Origin of the sequence: Massilia sp. TWP1-3-3 (genome assembly GCF_049897805.1) — a bacterium.
Taxonomy (GTDB): domain Bacteria; phylum Pseudomonadota; class Gammaproteobacteria; order Burkholderiales; family Burkholderiaceae_D; genus Telluria_A.
On the sequence record NZ_JAFCWX010000008.1, the window covers coordinates 234,648 to 256,560 of the forward strand.

General features: G+C 61.1%; 16 protein-coding genes and 1 pseudogene. 14 read left to right on the forward strand and 3 right to left on the reverse strand.

The window, feature by feature from the left end:
• Positions 1-29 precede the first annotated feature (29 nt).
• Positions 30-1,403, forward strand: coding sequence for an alkaline phosphatase (locus ACP7D4_RS10615; RefSeq protein ID WP_426104216.1), 1,374 nt, complete (start codon positions 30-32; stop codon positions 1,401-1,403).
• Positions 1,404-1,770: 367 nt separating this feature from the next.
• On the opposite strand, the gene ACP7D4_RS10620 is transcribed toward ACP7D4_RS10615, so the two are convergent.
• Both ACP7D4_RS10620 and ffh read right to left on the reverse strand, forming a co-directional pair.
• Positions 1,771-2,172 carry an SWIB/MDM2 domain-containing protein gene (locus ACP7D4_RS10620; RefSeq protein ID WP_426104218.1) on the reverse strand — a complete coding sequence of 134 codons (402 nt, stop codon included), beginning with the start codon at positions 2,170-2,172 and terminating at the stop codon, positions 1,771-1,773.
• Between the two features lie 185 nt (positions 2,173-2,357).
• Positions 2,358-3,728 (reverse strand): signal recognition particle protein, encoded by a 1,371-nt coding sequence (gene ffh / locus ACP7D4_RS10625; protein WP_426209011.1) that lies wholly within the window; start codon positions 3,726-3,728, stop codon positions 2,358-2,360.
• A gap of 285 nt (positions 3,729-4,013) precedes the next feature.
• Here ffh and ACP7D4_RS10630 point away from each other — a divergent pair, with 285 nt between their 5' ends.
• The 9 genes and pseudogenes from ACP7D4_RS10630 to ACP7D4_RS10670 all read left to right on the forward strand — a co-directional run bounded on the left by ACP7D4_RS10630 (position 4,014) and on the right by ACP7D4_RS10670 (position 15,793).
• Complete coding sequence (locus ACP7D4_RS10630) at positions 4,014-4,988, forward strand: ABC transporter substrate-binding protein (protein WP_426104220.1); 975 nt, start codon at positions 4,014-4,016, stop codon at positions 4,986-4,988.
• A 229-nt stretch (positions 4,989-5,217) separates the two neighbouring features.
• Positions 5,218-6,021, forward strand: a complete 804-nt coding sequence (locus ACP7D4_RS10635) for a cytochrome C assembly family protein (RefSeq protein WP_426209013.1) — start codon at positions 5,218-5,220, stop codon at positions 6,019-6,021.
• Positions 6,018-6,260, forward strand: a complete 243-nt coding sequence (locus ACP7D4_RS10640) for a PP0621 family protein (protein WP_426104223.1) — start codon at positions 6,018-6,020, stop codon at positions 6,258-6,260. Before ACP7D4_RS10635 ends, ACP7D4_RS10640 begins: the two co-directional genes overlap by 4 nt.
• A gap of 3 nt (positions 6,261-6,263) precedes the next feature.
• Positions 6,264-7,937 carry a sensor histidine kinase gene (locus ACP7D4_RS10645; protein ID WP_426104225.1) on the forward strand — a complete coding sequence of 558 codons (1,674 nt, stop codon included), beginning with the start codon at positions 6,264-6,266 and terminating at the stop codon, positions 7,935-7,937.
• Between the two features lie 40 nt (positions 7,938-7,977).
• Complete coding sequence (locus tag ACP7D4_RS10650; RefSeq protein ID WP_426104227.1) at positions 7,978-9,378, forward strand: sigma-54-dependent transcriptional regulator; 1,401 nt, start codon at positions 7,978-7,980, stop codon at positions 9,376-9,378.
• A 468-nt stretch (positions 9,379-9,846) separates the two neighbouring features.
• Positions 9,847-10,719 carry a CPBP family intramembrane glutamic endopeptidase gene (locus ACP7D4_RS10655; RefSeq protein ID WP_426209014.1) on the forward strand — a complete coding sequence of 291 codons (873 nt, stop codon included), beginning with the start codon at positions 9,847-9,849 and terminating at the stop codon, positions 10,717-10,719.
• 257 nt (positions 10,720-10,976) lie between these two features.
• Positions 10,977-11,159 (forward strand): annotated as a pseudogene (locus tag ACP7D4_RS10660) (IS5/IS1182 family transposase); the annotation flags it as partial.
• Positions 11,160-11,654: 495 nt separating this feature from the next.
• A complete protein-coding gene (locus ACP7D4_RS10665; protein WP_426104310.1) occupies positions 11,655-14,561 on the forward strand; it encodes a ribonucleoside-diphosphate reductase subunit alpha in 2,907 nt (968 codons plus the stop codon).
• Positions 14,562-14,680: 119 nt separating this feature from the next.
• Entirely contained in the window at positions 14,681-15,793 is a 1,113-nt protein-coding gene (locus ACP7D4_RS10670) for a ribonucleotide-diphosphate reductase subunit beta (protein WP_426104234.1), read from the forward strand.
• Between the two features lie 242 nt (positions 15,794-16,035).
• On the opposite strand, the gene ACP7D4_RS10675 is transcribed toward ACP7D4_RS10670, so the two are convergent.
• The gene (locus ACP7D4_RS10675) at positions 16,036-16,455 is read right to left on the reverse strand and encodes a nuclear transport factor 2 family protein (RefSeq protein ID WP_426104235.1); all 420 of its coding nucleotides are present in this window, start codon (positions 16,453-16,455) and stop codon (positions 16,036-16,038) included.
• Between the two features lie 413 nt (positions 16,456-16,868).
• On the opposite strand from ACP7D4_RS10675, the gene ACP7D4_RS10680 reads away from it, so the two are divergent.
• The 4 genes from ACP7D4_RS10680 (at position 16,869) to ACP7D4_RS10695 (ending at position 21,617) form a co-directional block, all read left to right on the forward strand.
• Positions 16,869-17,645 (forward strand): LuxR C-terminal-related transcriptional regulator, encoded by a 777-nt coding sequence (locus ACP7D4_RS10680; protein ID WP_426209015.1) that lies wholly within the window; start codon positions 16,869-16,871, stop codon positions 17,643-17,645.
• Complete coding sequence (locus ACP7D4_RS10685) at positions 17,642-19,522, forward strand: ATP-binding protein (protein WP_426104237.1); 1,881 nt, start codon at positions 17,642-17,644, stop codon at positions 19,520-19,522. The genes ACP7D4_RS10680 and ACP7D4_RS10685 overlap by 4 nt, the downstream gene beginning before the upstream one ends.
• Positions 19,519-19,986 carry a response regulator gene (locus ACP7D4_RS10690; RefSeq protein WP_426104239.1) on the forward strand — a complete coding sequence of 156 codons (468 nt, stop codon included), beginning with the start codon at positions 19,519-19,521 and terminating at the stop codon, positions 19,984-19,986. Before ACP7D4_RS10685 ends, ACP7D4_RS10690 begins: the two co-directional genes overlap by 4 nt.
• A gap of 428 nt (positions 19,987-20,414) precedes the next feature.
• A complete protein-coding gene (locus ACP7D4_RS10695) occupies positions 20,415-21,617 on the forward strand; it encodes an ATP-binding protein (protein WP_426209017.1) in 1,203 nt (400 codons plus the stop codon).
• The last annotated feature ends 296 nt before the right edge of the window (positions 21,618-21,913 follow it).

The window sequence follows — 21,913 nt, forward strand, 5'->3', positions numbered from 1 at the left end:
CCGTGCTCCCCTTTTTCCGAGAATTCGCCATGACGCCACGTCGACTCCCCGCACTGCTGCTCGCTGCCTTGTGCAGCACCGGCGCCTGCGCCGCACCCGCGGCAAAAAACATCCTCTTTTTCCTCGGCGACGGCATGGGTCCGACTACCATCACCGCCGCGCGCATCTTCAAGTACAAGGAGGAGGGTTTTCTCAACATGGAGCGGCTCGAGCGCAGCGCCCGCATCAAGACCTATTCGAACGACGCGCAGACGACCGACAGCGCGCCGTCAATGGGCGCCTACATGACGGGCATCAAAATCAATAACGACGTCATCTCGATGGCGCACGCCAAGCCGATCGCGGCCCGCAAAGACGCCAATGGCAACGCCGGCATCGACGACTGCGGCGCCGGCAACGGGCAAGCCGCCACCACGATCCTGGAGCTGGCCAAGGCACACGGCAAGGCGGTCGGGTCGATCACGACCACCGAGCTGACGCACGCCACGCCCGCGTCAACCTTTGCGCACATTTGCCAGCGCAACGCGTCCTACAGCATCGCGCTGCAGATCGTGCCCGGCGGCGCGGGCTACAACCCCGCCTTGCAGGATGGGGTTGACGTGCTGATGGGAGGAGGGCGCAATCACTTCACGCCGTTTGACGCCACGCGCAATCCCAACGGCCGCGCGGACGGGCGCGACCTGATGGCGCAGTTTGCGGCCAGAGGCTACACCGTTGCCGCCAACAAGGACGAGATGGCCGCCGCGCAGCCGGGGCGCAAGTTCGTCGGCATTTACAGCGATGTGGGCCATCTCGATTACGAGATCGAGCGCCGGCCATCGCAGCCGTCGTTGTCGCAGATGACGGTGAAAGCGATCGACTTGCTCGCGCCCGATCCGGATGGCTTTTTCCTGATGGTCGAAGGCGGCAAGATCGACCATGCCCTGCATGACTCGAACGCCAAACGGGCGCTGGTCGATACGATTGCGTTCGACGACGCCATTCAAGCCGCGCTGGAACGCATGCGGGTGCTCGACCCTGGCTTGAAGAACACGCTGATCGTCGTCACGGCCGACCATGATCACACCATCGTCATGAATGGCTACGCCAAGCGGGGTAACCCCGTGCTCGACATCGTGCGCAATTACAGCGACGGCTTGCCGGCCAAGGATGCCGATGGCAAGACCTACACCACGCTGGTGTTCGGGAACGGGCCTAACCGGCCGGACGTGCGCGCCGACGTCGATAGCGCCGTGGCGCTCGGTGACGACTACCATCAGGAGACGGGGGTCAGGATGGCCGGCGAATCGCATGGCGGGGGCGATGTGAAGTTGTTCGCCACCGGAGCGGGTTCGCAGGTGTTCAAGGGGACGATGGAAAACACCAAGGTGTTCCACTTGATGAAGGCGGCGTTCGGGTTTTAAACACGAGGATGCAAGAAAGGTTTGTGGTTGCAGTGACGTGCAAAGTCGCCACGTACGCCCGGCATGGCCCACATCGTCCTCGCGAACGCGGGGACCCATAGAACTGACGAGTCACGTTCCCCTTGAATCGATCTGATTGCTGTAACTAATTGATTCAAAAGGAGGGATTGGCATCCGTTCTATGGGTCCCCGCGTTCGCGAGGACGATGTAACTCCTGCGGCACTGCTGGCCCTTTTGCTACAGCCGCGCGCGCGAGGACGATGTTATGGTGGCCAGTAGTATCAAGCTCGCGCTCCACACAAACACAAAAGCCCCGGTATTGCGACCGGGGCTTTTTGCGAATTCGGCTTGGACAGCTAAATTTTATTATTTCAGGTGATCGGAAATGAGTTTGGTCATTTCGAACATCGACACCTGAGCTTTGCCGCCAAAGACAGCTTTCAGCTTGTCGTCGGCATTGATCATGCGGCGGTTCGCTGCGTCCTGGAGATCAAGCTTCTTGATGTAGTCCCAGACTTTCTTGGTCACTTCGGTGCGTGGCAACGGCGCTGCGCCGACAACTGCGGCCAGGGTCGCGGAAGGAGTCATCGCTTTCATGAAAGCGGCGTTCGGCTTGCGGGGCGCTGCTGGTGCTTTTGCTGCTGCTGCTTTTGGTGCTGCTTTAGCTGGAGCGGCTTTCTTTGCTGCTGGCTTTGCCGCTGCTGCTGGCTTGGCTGCTGCAGCCTTTTTTGCTGGCGCTGCTGCTGGGGTTTTTTTGGCTGTTGCCATCTTCGAGCCTCCTTAACGAACACATGGGAAATTGCGCAATTGATCGCACGGCTTATATTGGTGGGGTTTCCCGGATGACGCAAGTGTTTTTCAAGAAAAATCGCCCTTTTTAAAGGGAAAAAGCCCCTTCTACGCCCGGAGAGGCCCCGCCGCCCCGGTTTTTCAGCGCGCCCGCCTCCAATAGGCTAGCGCATCCCGCCCGGCATCATGCCCTTCATCCCGCGCATCATCTTCATCATGCCGCCGCCCTTGAGCTTTTTCATCATGGTCTGCATCTGGTCGTACTGCGCCAGCATGCGGTTTACTTCCTGCACCTGGACCCCGGCGCCGGCCGCGATGCGGCGCTTGCGCGTGGCCTTGATCAGTTCCGGCTTGGCCCGCTCCTGCGGCGTCATCGAGTCGATGATGCCGACCATGCGCCGCACCTGCTTGTCGGCCTGGTCCATGTTGGCGCCGCCGGCAGCCTGCTGGAACTGCGCCGGCAGTTTGTCGATCAGGCTGGCCATGCCGCCCATTTTCTTCATCTGGCCAAGCTGCGACTTGAAGTCGTTCATGTCAAAGCGCCCGCCAGCCTTGATCTTATTGGCCATGTCGGCCGCCGCCTTGCTGTCGACGCCCTTGCGCGCTTCCTCAACCAGCGCGAGGATGTCGCCCATGCCCAAAATACGGTTGGCCATGCGCTGCGCGTCGAACGGTTCCAGGCCGTCCAGTTTTTCGGACACGCCGGCAAACTTGATGGGCTTGCCCGTGATATGGCGTACCGACAGCGCCGCGCCGCCGCGCGAGTCGCCGTCGAGCTTGGTCAGAACGATGCCGGTCAGCGGCAGCGCGTCGCTGAAGGCCTTGGCGGTATTGATCGCATCCTGGCCCAGCATGGCGTCGACCACGAACAGCGTTTCGATCGGGTTCACCGCCTTGTGAACGGCGGCGATCTCCTGCATCATCGCTTCGTCAATACCCAGGCGGCCAGCAGTGTCGATGATCAAGACGTCGTGATAGTGCTTCTTGGCCCAGTCCAGTGCGGCCAGCGCAATGTCGACCGGCTTGTCGCTTGACGTCGACGGGAAAAAGTCGGCGCCGACCTGCTTGGTCACCGACTCGAGCTGGGCGATGGCGGCAGGGCGATAGACGTCGGCCGATACCGTCAAGACCTTTTTCTTTTTCTCTTCTTTCAGGTACTTGGCAAGTTTACCGACGGTGGTGGTTTTACCCACGCCCTGCAAGCCGGCCATCAGGATGATCGCCGGCGGCTGCTGCGCAAAACTGAGCTGCGACGCTTCGGGGCCGAGATCGGCACCCATCAAGATGGCCAGCTCGCGCTGCACCACGCCGACCAGCGCCTGGCCGGGACTGAGCGAAGCGATGACTTCTTCGCCAAGCGCCTTTTCCTTGACGCGGCCGATGAACTCGCGCACCGCGGGCAGAGCGACGTCGGCTTCGAGCAGCGCCAGGCGCACTTCGCGCAGCATTTCGGACGTGTTGGTTTCGGTCAGACGCGCCTCACCGCGCATGGTCTTGACGACCTTGGCAAGGCGTTGGGTTAAGTTATCGAGCATGGCAGACCTGACTAATATATATAGTGGCGATTCACAGAGGCGATTCGGCGCAGTGCCGATGGTGCACCATTTTACCCTATGTGCAGGCTGCCAAGACGGCGGGCCGCAGCATGGACTCGGCTCGCTTTTGCATGTCTTGGATCAGGGGCGCGGCAGCCGGAAGGCCTGTGTTGAGCATGCCGGCGCGAAAAAGCAAAAGCTTGCGCTGTTCGAGGGACACCCTGGTTGGTAGCGGTTATATTTCCGTGCAGCAATTGACTCGTCGGATCAACTTGGGAGAAGCGCATGGCTCTGGCAATACTACGGACGGCCCTGGCCGCCGCTGCGGTGATGCTGGTGGGCGGCGTCCAGGCGCAAGAACTTGTCAGGCTGGGCAACCTCGGCATGTCCCACTTTGGCGCGCTGTCGTATATCAAAGAGATCGCGCCCAAGTGCGGCATCCGGGTCGACGAAAAAAGCTATGCCCAGGGCGCCGAGCTGATGGCGGCCATCGTCGCGGGCGAACTGGACGTTGGCGCCACCGCGTCATCGACGGCCATCGTGGGCCGCACGCGCGGGGCGCCCATTTTTGTGGTGGCCGGCTTTGCCAAAGGCGGCCTGCGGCTGGTCGCGCGGCCCGGGCAACATATCAGGAACCTGCAAGGGTTGAAAGGCAAAAAAGTCGGCGTGGCGCAGGGCGGCATTGAAGAAGTGCTGCTGGCCGCCAGCCTGCAGGACGCCGGCATGGCCACCGGCAGCGCGCCCGGGCGCGACGTGCAACTGGTGTACCTGGCGCCGGACGCGCTGAACCAAGCGCTGGCATCGAAAAAGATCGACGCCATGCTCCAGGCCGAGCCGCAGGCGTCGCAGGCGATTATCAAGGGTGAGGGGGTCGAGGTGCTCAGGCCCTACGAAACGCCGGTCGGCGAACCGGTGCGCGTGCTGTTCATGACCGAGGCGTTTTATCACCGCAAGCGCGCGCTGGCCGAAAAATTCATGCACTGCTTCGTCGAAGCGACCCGCCACTTTATTGCCGACCCGGCGCTGGCCGAACGCTACGCGCGCAGCGAACTGTTCCACGGTCAGCTGAGCCGCGCCGAGTTTCGCGAAGCGAGCGCCAACTTCCCCTATGCGCTCGACGTCAGCGCGCGCCACATCCAGGTGACCACCGACACCATGCTGCGCACGGGCCTCGCGCCTGCGGGCAAGCTGCCGCTGGCGCGCGAATGGGTGCGCACCGACCTGCTGGAGGCCGCCAAAAAAAGCCTGGCCGTCAAATAAGGCCGGCCGCTCGCGCTGTTTGACACTTGTTGCCTGTCGGTATAGTCTTGCGGCCAGCACCAGCCGGTGCACGCAATCGGCCTCGGGAAATCCAATGAACGCAGTGAAGAAGCGCTGTGCCGGTGCGCGTTTTTGCCCTTGCCGCCTCGGCAGGCGCGATGTGCGCGACATGCCGTCCGCAAAGCGGGCCGCTAGCAGCCACCCGGTCCGATAGTGTAAACTCAGCGTCATGCAAATCACTCTCTTTGTCCTTGCGGCGCTGCTGTACGCGGTGTGCGCCTTTCTCCCTTCCCGCCGCGGCGGCCTGATTTCCGGCATCACCGCCGGCGCCTGGCTGCTGCACGGCGGCGCGCTCTGGTTCGACATGCTCGCGCCCGGCACCTTGCGCATCGGCTTTGCGCTGATGATTTCGGCCGCGCTGTGGCTGTCGGTATCGGCCTACTGGATCGAAAACCGCAATGTCGCGCTCGACGGCCTGCGCCGCCTGGTGATGCCGTGCGCCGCCGCCGCCGCCATCTTGCCGGCCCTGTTTGCCGGCAGCGTGCTGCAGCTCGAAGGGCGCCCGCCCGCTTTCGCCTGGCATATCGCGGTCGCCATCCTCGCTTACAGCATGCTGACCATTGCCGCCTTCCACGCGGTGCTGATGACGCTGCAGCTCTCGCGCCTGCACGTGCCGGTCGCCCAGGGCGGCTGGCTGGCGCACGCGGTCGACCAACTGCCCGCGCTGCTGACCATGGAAAAGCTGCTGTTTCGGCTGATCTGGATGGGTTTTATTTTGCTTACGCTGACGGTGCTGTCCGGGCTGGTGTTTTCGGAGCAGGTTTTTGGCAAGGTCATGCGCTGGGACCACAAGAGCGTCTTTACGCTGTTGTCGTGGATCCTGTTTGCCGCCTTGCTGATCGGGCGGCGCTGGCGCGGCTGGCGCGGCAAAACCGCGCTGCGCTTTACGCTGGCCGGTTTCGCCACGCTGGTGCTGGCCTATGTCGGCAGCCACTTCGTGCTGGAAGTGGTCTTGCAGCGGGGTGCGGCATGATCATGCGCGCCCTGTTCTGGCTGGCCTTGCTGATCCTGGTCGTGTTTGCCGTACGCAGCAAGTTGCGCAAGCTGAACAAGGGCCAGAATGACCCCCTGCGCGGCGCCCGTCAGCTCGACGAAGGCGAAGCGATGGCGTGCTGCGCCCATTGCCACGTGTATTTTCCCGCCTCCGAATCGGTGCGCGTTGGCGCACTGGAGTATTGCAGTCCCGGCCACGTCGGCCTGCCCGGGCAATAAGGCATGCGCCGCTGGAGCGCGCTCACGCGCGAGTCGCGCGATACCTTCTGGCGCTCGCTCAATGCGATGAACGGCACGCGCATCGTGATCGCCGCGGTGCTGCTGCTGTACCTGACGTTCGACCGCCAGGATTACGCCCCCAGTTACTACCTGTATGCCGAAACCTGCATCGTCTACGTGATCCTGGCGATCGGCTTTAGCGCGCTCTCGTTTTACGTGCGCCGGCGCTTCCTGCTGCAGGTCGTGGCGCAGATCAGCGTCGACATCGCCATCATCTCGACGCTGTATGTCACGGCCGGTGGCGCGCGCAGCGGTTTGGTGATCCTGTACCTGTTTCCGCTGGCGGGCGCCGCCATTTTGGCGCCGCTGACGCTGGCGCTGCTGTCGGCGTCGCTGGTGGCGCTGTTCCTGCTTGGCGAAACGCTGTACCAGGTGTTCGTGGGCGACCGCAGTGTGCCGCTGACCCAGGCGGGCCTGTACGGTATGGTGTTTTTTGCCATCGTACTGGTTGTCAGCCGCCTGGCCGCCAAGCTGATCGGCCAGGAAGAACTGGCCGCCCGCCGCGGCGCCGACCTGCAGATCCAGCAGGCGATCAACGAGATCGTCATGGCCGACGTCGAAGACGGCATCCTGGTGGTGGGGCGCGACGGTCGCGTGTTTACCGGCAACCCGGCGGCCCAGTTCATGCTTGGCCTGTCGGAAGAGCAGCGCGATTTCCGGCTGGCCGACATGCCGGCCCTGGCGCCGATCGGGCAAGCGTTTTCGGCCTGGCTGGCGCAGGCCGGGGCCAGGCCGGCGCCGCGCACGGCCTTCGTCACGGTCAAGCCGCATGTCACCTTCGCCGACGGGCAGGCGCCGGCGTGGACCGGGCGGCGCGATTTGTCGGCGCACCTGAAATTGCGTTTTGCGCGCGTCGACACGCCCGACGAGGCGGCCGAGCGCTGCGTCATCTTCATGCAGGACGTCACCGCCATCGAAAACCAGGCGCAGCAGCTCAAGCTCGCTTCCATGGGGCGCCTGACGGCGAGCATCGCGCACGAGGTGCGCAACCCGCTGTCGGCGATCGGCCACGCGACGGCGCTGCTGGCCGAAGACCTGGGCGAACCGGGCCATGTGCGCCTGCTGAAAATCGTCGGCGACAATGTGGCGCGTGTGAACCGCATGGTCGAAGACATCTTGCAACTGTCGCGCAAAGTGCAGCCGAATGGCGATCCGTTGCATTTGGACAGTTTTTTAAGCGAGCTGAAGAACGAATTCCAGGAAACTCACGGCCTGAGCGGTGATATGATGTGGTTAGGCAACATCGGCACGGCGCCGGTCCGCTTCGATCCGCTGCACTTGCGCGAAGTGCTGGTCAACCTGCTCACCAATGCGGTGCGCTATGCAAGCGGCGCGGCGGCCAGTATCCGCATCTACGCGGTCAGCGACAAGGCCGGGCGCATCGAATTGCACGTGCAGGACGACGGCCCGGGCATCACGCCGGACGTGCGCTCGCACCTGTTCGAACCGTTCTACACCACCTCGAACAAGGGAACCGGTCTGGGCCTGTACCTGGCGCGTGAACTATGCTTGAACAACGAAGCGACGCTCGATTACGAGTACCGCTACGACGCTGTTGCCGCCCACAAGGCGAGCGGGCGCTTCGTCATTACGTTCGCGCAGCCGGTGGTGGATTGACCCAACGCATACCGCTACATCAGAGCTAGAGAGGCATTCAATGAGTTCACCCCGGGTACTGATCGTCGACGACGAAGCCGATTTGCGCGAGCTGCTCGAAATTACGCTGGTGCGCATGGGCCTGGACGTTGACAGCGCCGCCACGCTCAAGGATGCGCGCGCTTTCCTGGCCGGCGGCGATTATGGCCTGGTGCTCACCGACATGCGCTTGCCTGACGGTCTGGGCTTGGAGCTGGTGCGCGAGCTGGCCGCGTCCAACCGCCACATCCCGGTGGCCGTGGTGACCGCCTACGGCAGCGCCGACAATGCCGTCATTGCGCTCAAGGCTGGCGCCTTCGATTATGTGTGCAAACCGGTCGTGCTGGACGAGCTGCGCATCATGGTGCAGTCGGCCCTGCGCCTGGCGGGACCGGGCGCGGCGAGCGAGGGCGCCCCGCGGCGCCTGATTGGCGAGTCTGCCATGGTGCAGGCGCTGCGCGACCAGATCGCCCGCCTGGCGCGTTCGATGGCGCCGATCGCCATCACGGGCGAATCGGGCAGCGGCAAAGAATTGGCCGCGCGCGAAATTCACGCGCAAAGTTCGCGCGCCGCCAAGCCGTTCATTGCGGTGAACTGCGGCGCGATTCCCGAGGCGCTGATGGAGGCGGAGTTTTTCGGCTACCGCAAGGGCGCGTTTACGGGCGCGGCGGATGACCGGGAAGGATTTTTCCAGGCGGCCAATGGCGGCACGCTGCTGCTCGACGAAGTGGCCGACCTGCCGCTGGCGATGCAGGTCAAGCTGCTGCGCGCGATCCAGGAACGGCGGGTGCGCAAGATCGGCGCCACCGCCGAAGAGCCGGTCGACGTGCGCATCATCAGCGCCACGCACCAGAATCTGGCGCACTGCGTCGAGACCGGCAAGTTCAGGCAAGATCTGTTTTACCGCTTGAATGTGATTGAACTGAGCGTGCCGCCGCTGCGCGAGCGGGTCGACGACCTGGGCGTACTGGCCGAGGCGGTGCTGGCGCGCCTGGCGGGACCAAGCCAGAAGGCGGTGCTGGGGGCGGGCGTGCTGGACGCGCTGCGGGCCTATTCGTTTCCGGGCAATGTGCGCGAGCTGGAAAATATCCTCGAGCGCGCGCTCGCGTTTGCCGATGGCGGCGTGATTGAAGTGTGCGACTTGTCGCTCAAGGGTGCGCGGGTGGCTGTGCCGGTACCGGTTCCGGTCCAGGCCTCGGTGGAAGTGGCGGCGCCGGCCGAACCTGCGCCAGCGGCGCCGGTGGCCGAAGAGCCGCTGCCCAACAGTCTGCCGGACTACCTGAACCAGATCGAGCGCGACATCATCATCCGGGCGCTGAACCAGACACAGTTCAACCGCACCCAGGCGGCGGTGCTGCTGGGGATCAGCTTCCGGCAGCTGCGCTACCAGATGCAAAAGCTCGAGATCCAGGCGCCCGAGTAAGAGGGCCCAACAAAACCTGTTATTTGCCCTGATGGCCGCAAGCTCATGCACCGAGCCATACCGCCGGTCTGCTATCGGCCGGTCATTGGTTTTTCGTGATGGGCATGAACGGTGTCGCCAGAATTTTTCAAGGATTTGATGAATAAGGGGACGCCTCAGAAAACGGAATTTAAAGTACGCTAAGTGGATCGACCTGCATTTCAGCCAATTATCGGCCAGCAATACCTGCAACCGACAGCCCTCTCAAACCAGCATTCGCTGCAAATGAATCTGCATTCAGCCGCACCAACTGCATATCCCAGCCCCGCGCACAGACTAACCCCCGATTTTTGCAACTCGTCCTAGTTGCGGCGCAGCCTGTCGCGTGACGCTATCCCTGCTGCAGCGGACCTATTAGTCTGCGCATTGCGTGGCCCATATGGTGACGCGAAACTTTGCGCTTATTGGAAAGGCAGGAACATTTTGACTATGCATGAAAAGCAAGCATCCTCCAGCAAAAGTGTTTCGCTAAGTAGGCGCGCGCTGGGAAATCCGGTGGTTCGCATTCTGTTGGGGTCGCTGCTGGTGTGGCTTCCAGCACCCTTGGTGACGAAGACTGCGCACGCGCTGCTTCCAGCGCGTTACGCGCATGTCTGGCCGATGGTACTCGCATCAGTGCTCATTTTTTTAGCATACCGGTTCTTCGTGCTTCGAGTCGAGAGACGACCCGTGACGGAGTTGTCGATGCGCGGAGCGTCAAGCGAACTGGCCTTTGGCGTGCTGATCGGCTTTGCAATGCAGGTGCTGTTGTTTGGTGTGCTGTGGTCTTTGGGGGCGTACCGGATTGATGGCTTCGGCGCACCCACTGTTGCAATGCTAAGCATCGTTCCTTTTTACCTGGGAGTTGCACTGCTCGAGGAAATAGTCGGGCGTGGCATTGTTTTCGGCATTTCGCAAAAGGCGCTTGGAAGTGTCTGGGGTGTGGCAATTTCCTCAATATTCTTCGGCTTGGTTCACGCGCCTAATCTCGGCGCCAATCCGATCGGAGTACTGACATGTACAGCCTTTGGAATGATGTTTGCGGCGGCGTACATGGCAACGCGCAGGTTGTGGCTGTGCATTGGGATCCACTTTGCTTGGAACTATGTTCAAAGCCAGGTGTTCTCGTCGCTGGTCTCCGGCACGAGCGACGGTGATGGCCTGATTCTAGGGCATCTGACAGGACCGTCGTGGCTCAGTGGCGGATCCTTTGGGGCGGAGGGTTCAGTGGTGGCCCTGACCTTGGCTCTGCTTGGGTTCGCCGTCCTCATTATTCGTGCGCGCTCCGTTCAAAGCAGCAACGCTTACGTGTCCGTTGCATAGTCGATACGTAGGTCTTGCTTCATCCGGTCCGTGCTAGACGTTCGACCTTTCAAGAAAGCAATGACGCCTTTGGGGCGAGGGCGGCCGCACGCGGGTTCAGTCCGGGCATTAAGATATGCGCCGTGTTTACAGGCGGAGTGATGCCATGGCCGAAGCACTTCTTCCTGAAGGCCTTCGGTCGCTCATAGCAACTCATCTCCCGGCCCACCTACGGTCGCCGAAAGGCGCGACGGCTTCGCGCGCACGTCCATGTGGATCGAGCTAGCGGTGACGCCGCTAGCGCACCGGCAGCTGTGGGTGGCGAGCATACGGGCCGTAACCCGACCGATCGTGGCAAACTCGCCTGCAAACACCATCTGCTGGTGGACCAGCGTGGGCCGCCGCTAGTAGCCCGGATCTCGGGCGCGCAGGTGCATGACTCGCGTCTGCTCATCCCGCTCGGGCAATGCGCTGGCGCTTTTCGCCTTACCTTTTCACCCGGCTGCCCGCTATTTGGGCACTGACGTTAGTGTCCGCTCACCGCCTGATGCGCCTCGCGCCCGCACTCGGAAATGTCAAGGGCCCGCACGCGAATAAATGTCAAAAAAATTAGGTTAGTGATTCCAGAAAGCTATTGCAAGCGTTCGGCCTAGCCACTACAATTAGTCCTCAAATTTGATCAATGCACTAGATGTAGTGGTACAAAGAGAACTTCAGCCAAAATGCATAAGAGTGCTTTCTTTAAAGAACGCCCCAAAAAGAGCGCAGTATTTACCAAAAAATGACGATGAATTCCAGCCCGGCGCGCCAGGCAGGATGGTCATTTTTTTGCTTTTTCAGTCTTAGAACTGGGCGCGCCCGAGGGCAGCCCACTTGATATAACAATCGGCGCAGCACAACTGCCAGCCGTTCCAGGAGGTCTCATGCAGACAAACCAAGAATCACCGAACAATCCCATGCACGTCACACCTGGAGCTGCAGCACCAGTCGAAAACAGCCCGGCGGCGATCGCCGCCAGCGGCGACTACCGCATCATCCGCCGCAACGGCTCGGTCGTCGCGTTCGAGCCATCCAAGATCGCCATCGCCGTCACCAAGGCGTTTCTGGCCGTGGTCGGCGGCCAGGGCGCAGCCTCGGCGCGCGTGCGCGACCTGGTCGAGCAGCTCACCAACAATGTCGTCAGCGCCCTCGTGCGGCGCCAGCCATCGGGCGGCACCTTCCATATCGAAGACGTGCAGGACCAGGTTGAACTGTCGCTGATGCGCTCGGGCGAGCATGACGTCGCGCGCGCCTACGTGCTGTACCGCGCCAAGCACATGGAAGAGCGCCGCCTGCAAAAGGAAGCCCAGGGCGCCAGCGATATCGCCGCCCCGCAGATCCACGTGCTTGACAATGGCGTGCGCCGCGCGCTCGACATGCAGCAAGTGCGCGACCTGATCAACGCCGCCTGCGTCGGCCTGGAAAAGCACGTCGACGCCGACGCCATCCTGGCCGAAACCGTACGCAACCTGTACGACGGCGTGCCGGTCGAAGAGCTGCACAAGTCGGCCATCCTGGCCGCGCGCGCGCTGATGGAAAAAGACCCGGCGTACTCGCAAGTCACCGCCCGCATCCTGCTGCACACGATCCGCAAGGAAGTCTTTGGCCAGGAAGTGCCGCAGGCGAAAGCGGCCGCGCACTATCTGGAGTACTTCCCGCAGTACATCGCCAAGGGCATCGCGAATGAACTGCTGGACCCGGTCCTCGCTTCCTTCGACCTGGCCAAGCTGGCCCGCGCACTGGTTGCCGACCGCGACCTGCAGTTCGGCTACATCGGCCTGCAGACCCTGTACGACCGCTACTTTTTGCACGTGCGCGACGTGCGCATTGAAATGCCGCAGGCCTTCTACATGCGGGTGGCCATGGGCCTGTCGCTGCGCGAAGAAAACCGCGAAGCGCGCGCCGTCGAGTTCTACAACCTGCTGTCGTCGTTCGACTTCATGAGCTCGACCCCGACGCTGTTCAACGCGGGCACGCTGCGCTCGCAATTGTCGTCGTGCTACCTGACCACGGTCTCGGACGACCTGGAAGGCATCTACGACGCCATCAAGGAAAACGCGCTGCTGGCCAAGTTCGCCGGCGGCCTGGGCAACGACTGGACGCCGGTGCGCGCCCTGGGCGCCCACATCAAGGGCACCAACGGCAAGTCGCAAGGCGTGGTGCCGTTCCTGAAAGTGGTCAACGACACCGCCGTCGCCGTGAACCAGGGCGGCAAGCGCAAGGGCGCCGTGTGCGCCTACCTGGAAACGTGGCACATGGACATCGAGGAATTCCTCGACCTGCGCAAGAACACGGGCGACGACCGCCGCCGCACGCACGACATGAACACGGCCAACTGGATTCCCGACATGTTCATGAAGCGCGTGATGGAAAAGGGCGACTGGACGCTGTTTTCGCCGTCCGACTGCACGGACTTGCACGACAAGGTCGGCAAAGCGTTCGAGACCGCCTACCTGGGCTACGAAGCGAAAGCGGCAGCCGGGGAAATCCGCGTATTCAAAAAAGTAGCCGCGCTCGACCTGTGGCGCAAGATGCTGTCGATGCTGTTTGAAACGGGCCACCCGTGGATCACCTTCAAGGACCCATGCAACATCCGTTCGCCGCAGCAGCACACGGGCGTGGTCCACAGCTCGAACCTGTGCACCGAGATTACCCTGAACACGGGGCCGGATGAAATCGCCGTCTGCAACCTTGGTTCGGTGAACATGCCGGCCCACATGAAAGAAGGCAAGCTCGACCCGGTCAAGCTGCAAAAGACCGTCCGCACCGCAATGCGCATGCTCGACAATGTCATCGACATCAACTATTACGCTGTCGACAAGGCCCGCAATTCAAACATGCGCCACCGTCCGGTGGGCCTGGGTATCATGGGCTTCCAGGATTGTCTGCACATGATGCGCGTTCCTTACTCGTCGATGCAGGCTGTCGAGTTCGCGGACCGTTCGATGGAAGCCGTTTGCTACTACGCTTACCTGGCCTCGACCGAGCTGGCTGAAGAGCGCGGCCGTTACGCGTCTTACGAGGGTTCGCTGTGGAGCCGCGGCATCCTGCCGCAAGACTCCGTCAAGCTGCTGGCCGAGGAACGCGGCGGCTACCTGGAAGTGGACAGCTCGTCGGCCATGGACTGGAGCCTGGTGCGCGAGCGCATCGAGCAATTCGGCATGCGCAACTCGAATTGCGTGGCGATTGCGCCAACGGCGACCATTTCGAACATCATTGGCGTCTCAGCCTGTATCGAGCCGACCTTCCAGAACCTGTACGTAAAGTCGAACCTGTCGGGCGAATTTACGGAGATCAATGCCTACCTGGTGCGCGACCTCAAGGCGCGCGATCTGTGGGATGAAGTGATGATCTCCGACCTGAAGTACTTCGACGGTTCGCTGGCCAAGATCGACCGCATTCCGCAAGACTTGCGTGAGATTTACGCTACCGCGTTTGAAGTCTCGCCAAGCTGGCTGGTGGAAGCGGCGTCGCGCCGCCAGAAGTGGATCGACCAGGCGCAGTCGCTGAACATTTACATGGCGGGTGCATCGGGCAAAAAGTTGGACGAGACCTACAAGCTGGCCTGGCTGCGCGGCCTGAAGACCACCTACTACCTGCGCACCATTGCCGCGACCCACATGGAAAAGTCAACCTCCAAGACCGGCGCGTTGAATGCGGTGGCGGTGGACGGCGGCATGTCGGCCCATGCGATGGGCGTGGCGGCCGACAGTGCAGCGGCGGCAGCGGCGGCGGCGGCAACAGCAACGGCGGAAGCCGACGGTGAAGCGTGTTACCTGCGTCCGGGTGATGATGGTTTCGAAGAATGCGAAGCTTGCCAGTAAGAGGCAACTGTGCATGGCGGATTGGCATCCGCCCTACGAGAGCCACGGCCCGTAGGGCGGATGCAATCCGCCATGAGAGCCAATGACATTTGATTTGAACGAACTAAAGGAATACCACCATGTTGTCCTGGGACGATGAAACAAGCGCACCGAGCGCGCCACCACCACTGCCAATGAGCGCCGGCGACGCTCCCGCGCCCGCCGAAGCTGTCGCCAAGCGCGTGCATGCCGACGACAAGCGCATCATCAACGGCAAGACCGACGTCAACCAGTTGGTCCCGTTTAAGTACAAATGGGCATGGGACAAGTACCTGGCCGGCTGCGCCAATCACTGGATGCCGCAGGAAGTGAACATGCAGCGCGACATCGAGCTGTGGAAGAACCCGAACGGCCTGACCGACGACGAGCGTCGCCTGGTCAAGCGCAACCTGGGATTTTTCGTCACCGCCGACTCGCTCGCCGCCAACAACATCGTGCTGGGCACCTACCGCCACATCACGGCGCCGGAATGCCGCCAGTACCTGCTGCGCCAGGCGTTCGAGGAAGCGATCCACACCCACGCCTACCAGTACATCGTCGAGTCGCTCGGCCTGGACGAAGCGGAAATCTTCAACGCCTACAACGAAGTGAAGTCGATCCGCGACAAGGATGAGTTCCTGATTCCGTTCATCAACACGCTGACTGACCCGGCCTTTACCACCGGCACCGTTGAAAACGACCAGAAGCTGTTGAAGTCGCTCATCGTGTTCGCTTGCCTGATGGAAGGCTTGTTTTTCTACGTGGGCTTTACGCAGATCCTGGCGCTGGGCCGCCAGAACAAGATGATGGGCGCGGCCGAGCAGTACCAGTACATCTTGCGCGACGAGTCGATGCATTGCAATTTCGGCATTGACCTGATCAACACGATCAAGATGGAAAACCCGCTGCTGTGGACGCCGGCGTTCAAGGAAGAAATCAAGGCGCTGTTCCTGCAAGCGGTTGACCTGGAGTATGCGTACGCGGAAGACACCATGCCGCGCGGCGTGCTGGGCTTGAACGCGACCATGTTCAAGGGTTATTTGCGTTTTATCGCGAACCGCCGCGCGCAGCAGATTGGCATGGATATGTTGTTTGCCCAGGAAGAAAATCCATTCCCTTGGATGAGCGAGATGATTGATTTGAAGAAGGAACGTAATTTCTTCGAGACGCGTGTGACGGAGTATCAAACCGGTGGCGCGTTGAACTGGGAGTAACAGCTCGCCCTCGCGGCGAACGACACAGACCTCTGAACTGGCGACACATCGTTTGAAGCAGAGGGTGCGTTGAACTTAAGAACGGCGCTTTTGCAAGACTTTGCAAACGCGCCGTTTTTGTTTGGGCCGAGCCGGCGTCGCCGATCGCATTAATCCGAGCCGCTACACTGCGTGAGTGTGCGCCTTTACCGATGCTTTCTGCTTCGTCTTGCGACGAGTCAGACAGTTTTGCGAAGCCGAGCTCAGCTCTGCTCCGGCATTTTGGACGAGTGATGGCTGGTGATCAGCCATTGTTTGCCATCCCATTTATAAGTGTAGGTGTAGCGCGCCTTCACTTGTTTGCCGTCGCCGAACTTAAAGGTGTACAAGCCTGCATCGGTCGCGCTGTTGCAGCCGAGCTCGATGTTTCGGCTGTCGATGGTGCCCACTGGCTTTCCCTTTACAAAGTGCTCGAAGTAGTCCGTCTTCTCGTCCGGGGTCAAGCGAGGCTTGTTCGAGACGGTCGCCAGCAGCACGGATTTCTTGGCGTAGTTGGCCACGATTTTTTCCGGATCGCCGGTTTGCAGCGAGGCGTTCCAACGGTCAAACAGGCCGGCAATTTCTTTTTCCGTCGACGAATGGCAGACTTCGGTCGTCGTGGCCTGGGCATTAGCTGCCAGCATGAAGGCGGCAAAAGGGAGAAGGCATAAGTAGCGCATGATAGTCCTTGATGAATTGTGCTGATGGGAGAAATACTTAGGTGCCGTAGTACAGCGCGTTCGGAGCGACGTCTGCGCGAACGCCGTGGATCTCGAGATCGGCCGGCGCGATTGTCGACAGCAGAAAACTGGGGCTTAGGTGGCGACCATCAAAATTTGCTTCATTTACTCCTCCAAAAGTGGAAATCGGCTATCGCCACGGAACCCCGGCACGATTACGTCCCCAGGCTGCATGGGATCGCGCACTGTGTTTCCGGTCATTCAGTGATCAGTGGCGATGAGCAAAGTATCCTTACTATTACGCAACGCGAAATCGGCTGATCGGCGCATTCTTCGTATGCTGAGTGGCATATAATGAGGGCCTCTGAAGAGGCACCATGACTACCTCCCTTCCTCCCGTCGATGCGCTTGGCAGCGCCAAGGCTACCCGTAGTCGCTATCGGCACGCTGAAGGCAGCGCGGCCCGACTGCGTTTGCTAACGGACACTGGCATTGCGCTTGCCAACGAGCGCGATAGTGCCGCGGCAATGAAGGCGATACTTGCAAAAGCGCTCGCGTTTATGTCGATGGATGAGGGTTTGCTGTTGTATCAACAAAATGATGGCCTGCATGTGCATGCGGCGCAGGGGACCGTGCCGCCTATTGGCGCTTGCCTTCCCATCAGCGGCGCCTTGCACAAGGTATTGCAGGAAGATGCGCTGCCATTGATCCAACACGATCTTCATAGCCGGCTGAAAATCGGCCGTGACAAGGCAGTTTGTCTGGAAATTCTGGTGCCGTTGCGCTACCACGGCAAGCACGTGGGCATACTGGTGCTGATGAGCGAGCGGCAGGTGTCGCCGCCGGCCGCCGACGACCTCGCCGTGCTCCAAGTGTTAGGGACGATGTGTGCGGCGGCCTACCTCGCTGCCAGCAAGCCGGCGTCGAGCACCGCCGCTCACGGATCGGCGGGCAAGCTAAAGCAATTGACCTCGCGCGAGCTTCAGGTATTCGCCTTGATGCCGCGGGGCTTGACGAATGCAGCGCTGGCGCAGGAACTTGGGATTGCCGCCGGCACTGTGAAAGTGCATATCGAACGCATTTTGCACAAGCTCGACCTGCGCGACCGCACCCAAGCAGCTGTCTACGCAGTCGATCACGGATATGGTGGATGACGCGGGCCGGCCTGCGCTGGGATAGCTGGTCGCTGACAGTCAAGGGTAGCGCCATCATCCTGGCGTCCTTGTCCATGCTGCTGGGCTCGGTGGCCACCAGCTACACCTTGGAACGCCAGACCGCCGACGCCACGGCAGAAATGCTGCGCACATTGCAAGTGCAGCGCGATATTGAGTCGCTGCAGTCGCTGGTCGCCGAAGCGGCGACGGGCGTGAGAGGCTATCTGCTGACCGGCGTGGACGATTTTCTCGATCCCTACCGGGCGGCGGAGTTGCAATTGCCGGGTGCGATGGCGCGCTTGCAAAAAAATATTCGCGACCCTGAACAGCGTGAGCGTCTACAACTGCTGCTGCCATTCGTGCGACTCAAGCTGGCCGACCTGGATGTTTTGCGTCGACGATATAACAATGACCCCGAAAACTTGCGCGCCAGCTTGTCATCTGGGCGCCAGATTCTCAACGAACTGCGTGATGGAATAGGCGCCATGAATGCGCGCGAGTCGCTGCTTGTCGAGCAGCGTACTGCCGCCGTGCAAGCTGCCCTGCGCCGCAACGTTCTGATGAATGCGGCAACCATCCTGGTCGGCCTGGCTGGCGCGCTTGCGATGCTGCTATTTACCCTGCGCGTGGTGCGGCGGGTCAGGTTGGCGACGGAAAACGCCGAACGCTTGGTCAACGACCAGCCACTCACTGCACCCGGCGTCGCCAGCGACGAATTGGGGCTGTTGGCGGATCGGCTGCATCAGGCTAGTCTCCTGCTGGCCAACCGCGCTACCGCTGCCCACGCGGCCAGCTTGGCAAAAACGCAATTCATGTCGCGCACGAGCCATGAACTGCGCACCCCGCTCAATGCTATTCTCGGTTTCGCGCAATTGCTGGCAACGACAGAAATCGCTGGGAGCCAGGACCAGCAGTATGTGGGGCAAATCCTCCGTGCCGGCAAACATTTGCTGTCACTGATCAATGACATGCTGGACGTCGCCCGTATTGAGGCTGGGCAGTTGGCGATTACATCGACTCCCGTGCTCGTGGCGCCAGTGTTAATGGAAGCACTCGCCCTATTAACGCCCCTGGCCAGCGAATATGGCGTGCGCCTGCTTGCGCCATGCGATTGCGCAACACTCACCGTGCAGGCCGACCGACAGCGCTTTACCCAGATCGTGCTGAACCTGCTCTCCAATGCGATCAAGTACAACGCAGTGCAGGGGCAAGTGCGCATCAAAACGCTTGCGAGAGACGACCTGGTCGCCATTGCCTTTGAAGACGATGGGGCCGGCATCGCCGTGGAAATGCAGGACCGGCTATTCACGCCGTTCGACCGTCTTGGCGCCGAGCGTGGTACAACCGAGGGCGTCGGCTTAGGTCTTGCCGTCTCGCGCGCGCTTGCAGAGGTCATGGGCGGCAGCATCGCTGCCAGCAGCGCGCCAGGTGAAGGAAGCGTTTTCACGCTTTTTCTGCCACGCTCAGCCCAGCCGGGACAGAAGGTGGTGCCTGTGCCACCCGCTAAGTCGCCCGGTATTGAAGCGCCGAACAAACCATCACGTACGGTGCTTTGTATCGACAGCGATGGTTCCAGCCTGGCGTTGATCGAAACGCTCATGATGAGGCGAACTCACTGGCATTTGCTGACCGCGCCTGGCGCCAGCGAGGGGTTAGCGCTGGCGCGGCAGCACGCGCCAGATATCCTGTTACTGGCCCAGGATGCGGCCGACCAAGAGACCTTAGAGGCCCTGCGCAACGATGCCACCCTGGCGGGGCTGCCGTTGGTTATGCTCAGAGCAGGCGCACATTCGCACACCACGCCAGCGGTCGGCTACCTAAAAAGTCCACTGAACGTGCCGGAATTTTTTGAACTACTCGATAGGATTCTTCAATGAACGAAGATGATTTGCTTTCTTCGCGTGTACTCATCATCGACGACCAGCCAGCCAACTTGCGGCTTCTGGAAGACCTGCTGGCTGGCGAAGGGCTCACGCACGTAGTCGGTACCACCAGCGCGCAAAAGGCGCTGGATTTATATGCCGCTTTCGATCCCGATTTGATCGTGCTAGACCTGATGATGCCTGAGCTTGACGGGTATGCCGTACTGGAGCATTTAAAACGTCGCGGCGACCCGTTTGACTTCCGGCCGGTGCTGGTCGTTACCGCTGACGCCACTGGCGAAGCCAAGCGCCGCGCGCTATCGCTGGGGGCGAAGGATTTTCTGACCAAACCCTTCGATACGATCGAGGCCATGCTGCGCGTTTGGAATTTGCTTGAGACACGGGCACTCTACAAGCGCCTGCAAGCACTGGCGCCAAGCGAGACTGCGATCATGAAGCCCTACGGCAGTGGCGCGTAATCGCGTGGCAAGATCATTCGTTAATCAAGTGCAAGAAACGAGGATGTGTTGCACTTGCGCGCCTGGTCGGTGAGCACTTGTTTTCAGAAGGCGACTCTCCTATTTTTCTGGTCCAGGCGACCATTGCGCGCATGGCAACAAAAATGCCGCGCATAGCTGAGCAAGGGGTCTTAACACTGCCAGATGCCGCCTTGAAGGCAAAGCAGCTTGGCTGACACTAGACAAAAAAGACAAGCGTTGCATCAGGTGTAATCCTACACGGCCTCGAGACGCTGACCGACACTTGCGTGTGGCCCGTCATGATCTCATGACGGTGACACTCCTCCATTTACCGCTTGCTTTCGCGACCTTTTTGCTCGCATCCAAGGCAAGACTGAGCGTCAAGGCGACGCCAGGCTCGACAATAGCATCGGCGTCAGGAGATCACTTTGGACGCCACGCCACACACAGACAAGAGTTACCTCTTAGCCATTCAACACACGCCGGAGACGCCGCCGTCGCCGGACGGCAACCGGCGACGCATAGACCGGCGTGCCCTGTCGCACCTGCCGATGTTCGACATTGAACAGATCCCTTCACCGGCGTATTGTTGCGACAGGTCCGGAGCCGTGGTCGCGCATAACCACGCTGCGGTTGAACTTTGGGGCCGGGCGCCAAACCCAACTCATCTGTTCCAGTGGAGCGGCGCGGTGGCTATCTGCGGCCTCGACGGTGAGTCGCTTCCCCGTTCAAGCTATCCTTGCGCCCAAGCCGCCGCAGCGGGGAAAGATGTCGACCTACCAGACCTGTTGATCGAGCGTCCGGACGGACAGTACCGCAGGGTTGCGGCGCACGCCAGGCCGCTGCGCGATCCTGCCAGCGGTGCACTCGGCGGCACGTTTTGCATGCTCGACGATCTTGAGGAGCGCGATCAGCTCGCACACGAGATTCGTCGCCGAGATGACAGCAAGGATGCTTTCCTTTCCTTGCTCGCTCACGAGCTGCGCAATCCGCTCGCGCCGATTCTTACGGCCGCGTGCGTCATGCGCCAGTCTTCGTCTGATGGGCGCATCCTGCATATGGCCGACATGGTAGAGCGTCAAGTCAAGCAGCTCTCCCGCTTCGTCTCTGACCTACTCGATGCATCCAACCTCGCCCAGGACGGGATCTCCATCGTCAAGAGGGCCGTCCCACTACTGGGCGTGCTGGACTGCGCGATCGATGAACTCCTGCCCAAGGCGCAGACGCGCAAGCAGCGGGTGGCCGTTCATTTCGACGACCGCGGAACTACCGTCATTTGCGATCCCGAGCGCACTGCGCAAGCTTTGGCCAACGTCATGCTCAACGCCAGTGCCTTTACTGGCGACGAGGGCCACATCTCGATCAAGGCCACGGTCGAAGGCGAGTGGCTCACGGTAGCTGTCAAGGACAACGGAATCGGGATTGATTCGGCCCACATGGGCCAGCTCTTCAACCCGTACAGTCAATTTGCCACCCACGCCGGGCGCCTGCGCGCCGGGGTCGGTCTCGGCCTGGCCATTACCAAGGAAATTTGCGAACGGCACGGTGGGCATATCTCCGCTGCCAGCGAGGGTGCCGGCAAAGGCAGCCGCTTCACCATCGTGTTGCCGGTGGTGGGAACTACGGGCTGACAGTTGCGGCGTTGTCGCTAGCGTATGCATAGCGCGGGAAAATGGTACCTGATTGGCGGTGTCAGATCGGTGTGGGACCCTCCCGGAAAGCGTTGATTCGAGCACGCTGTTACGTCCTTTGAAATCCTAGGCTCGCCGGGGCGCTAAATCCCGGGCTCTTCGAGGGCGTTCAGTAAGCTTTCACCCATGGCAGCGTGGGACGTCATGCAAAAAAGATAGGCCAGTACTCCTCTGATATCGTGTGAAGTTCTCACGCAACACACATACCATCGGGACCGGCCTATGCATCGAATTCT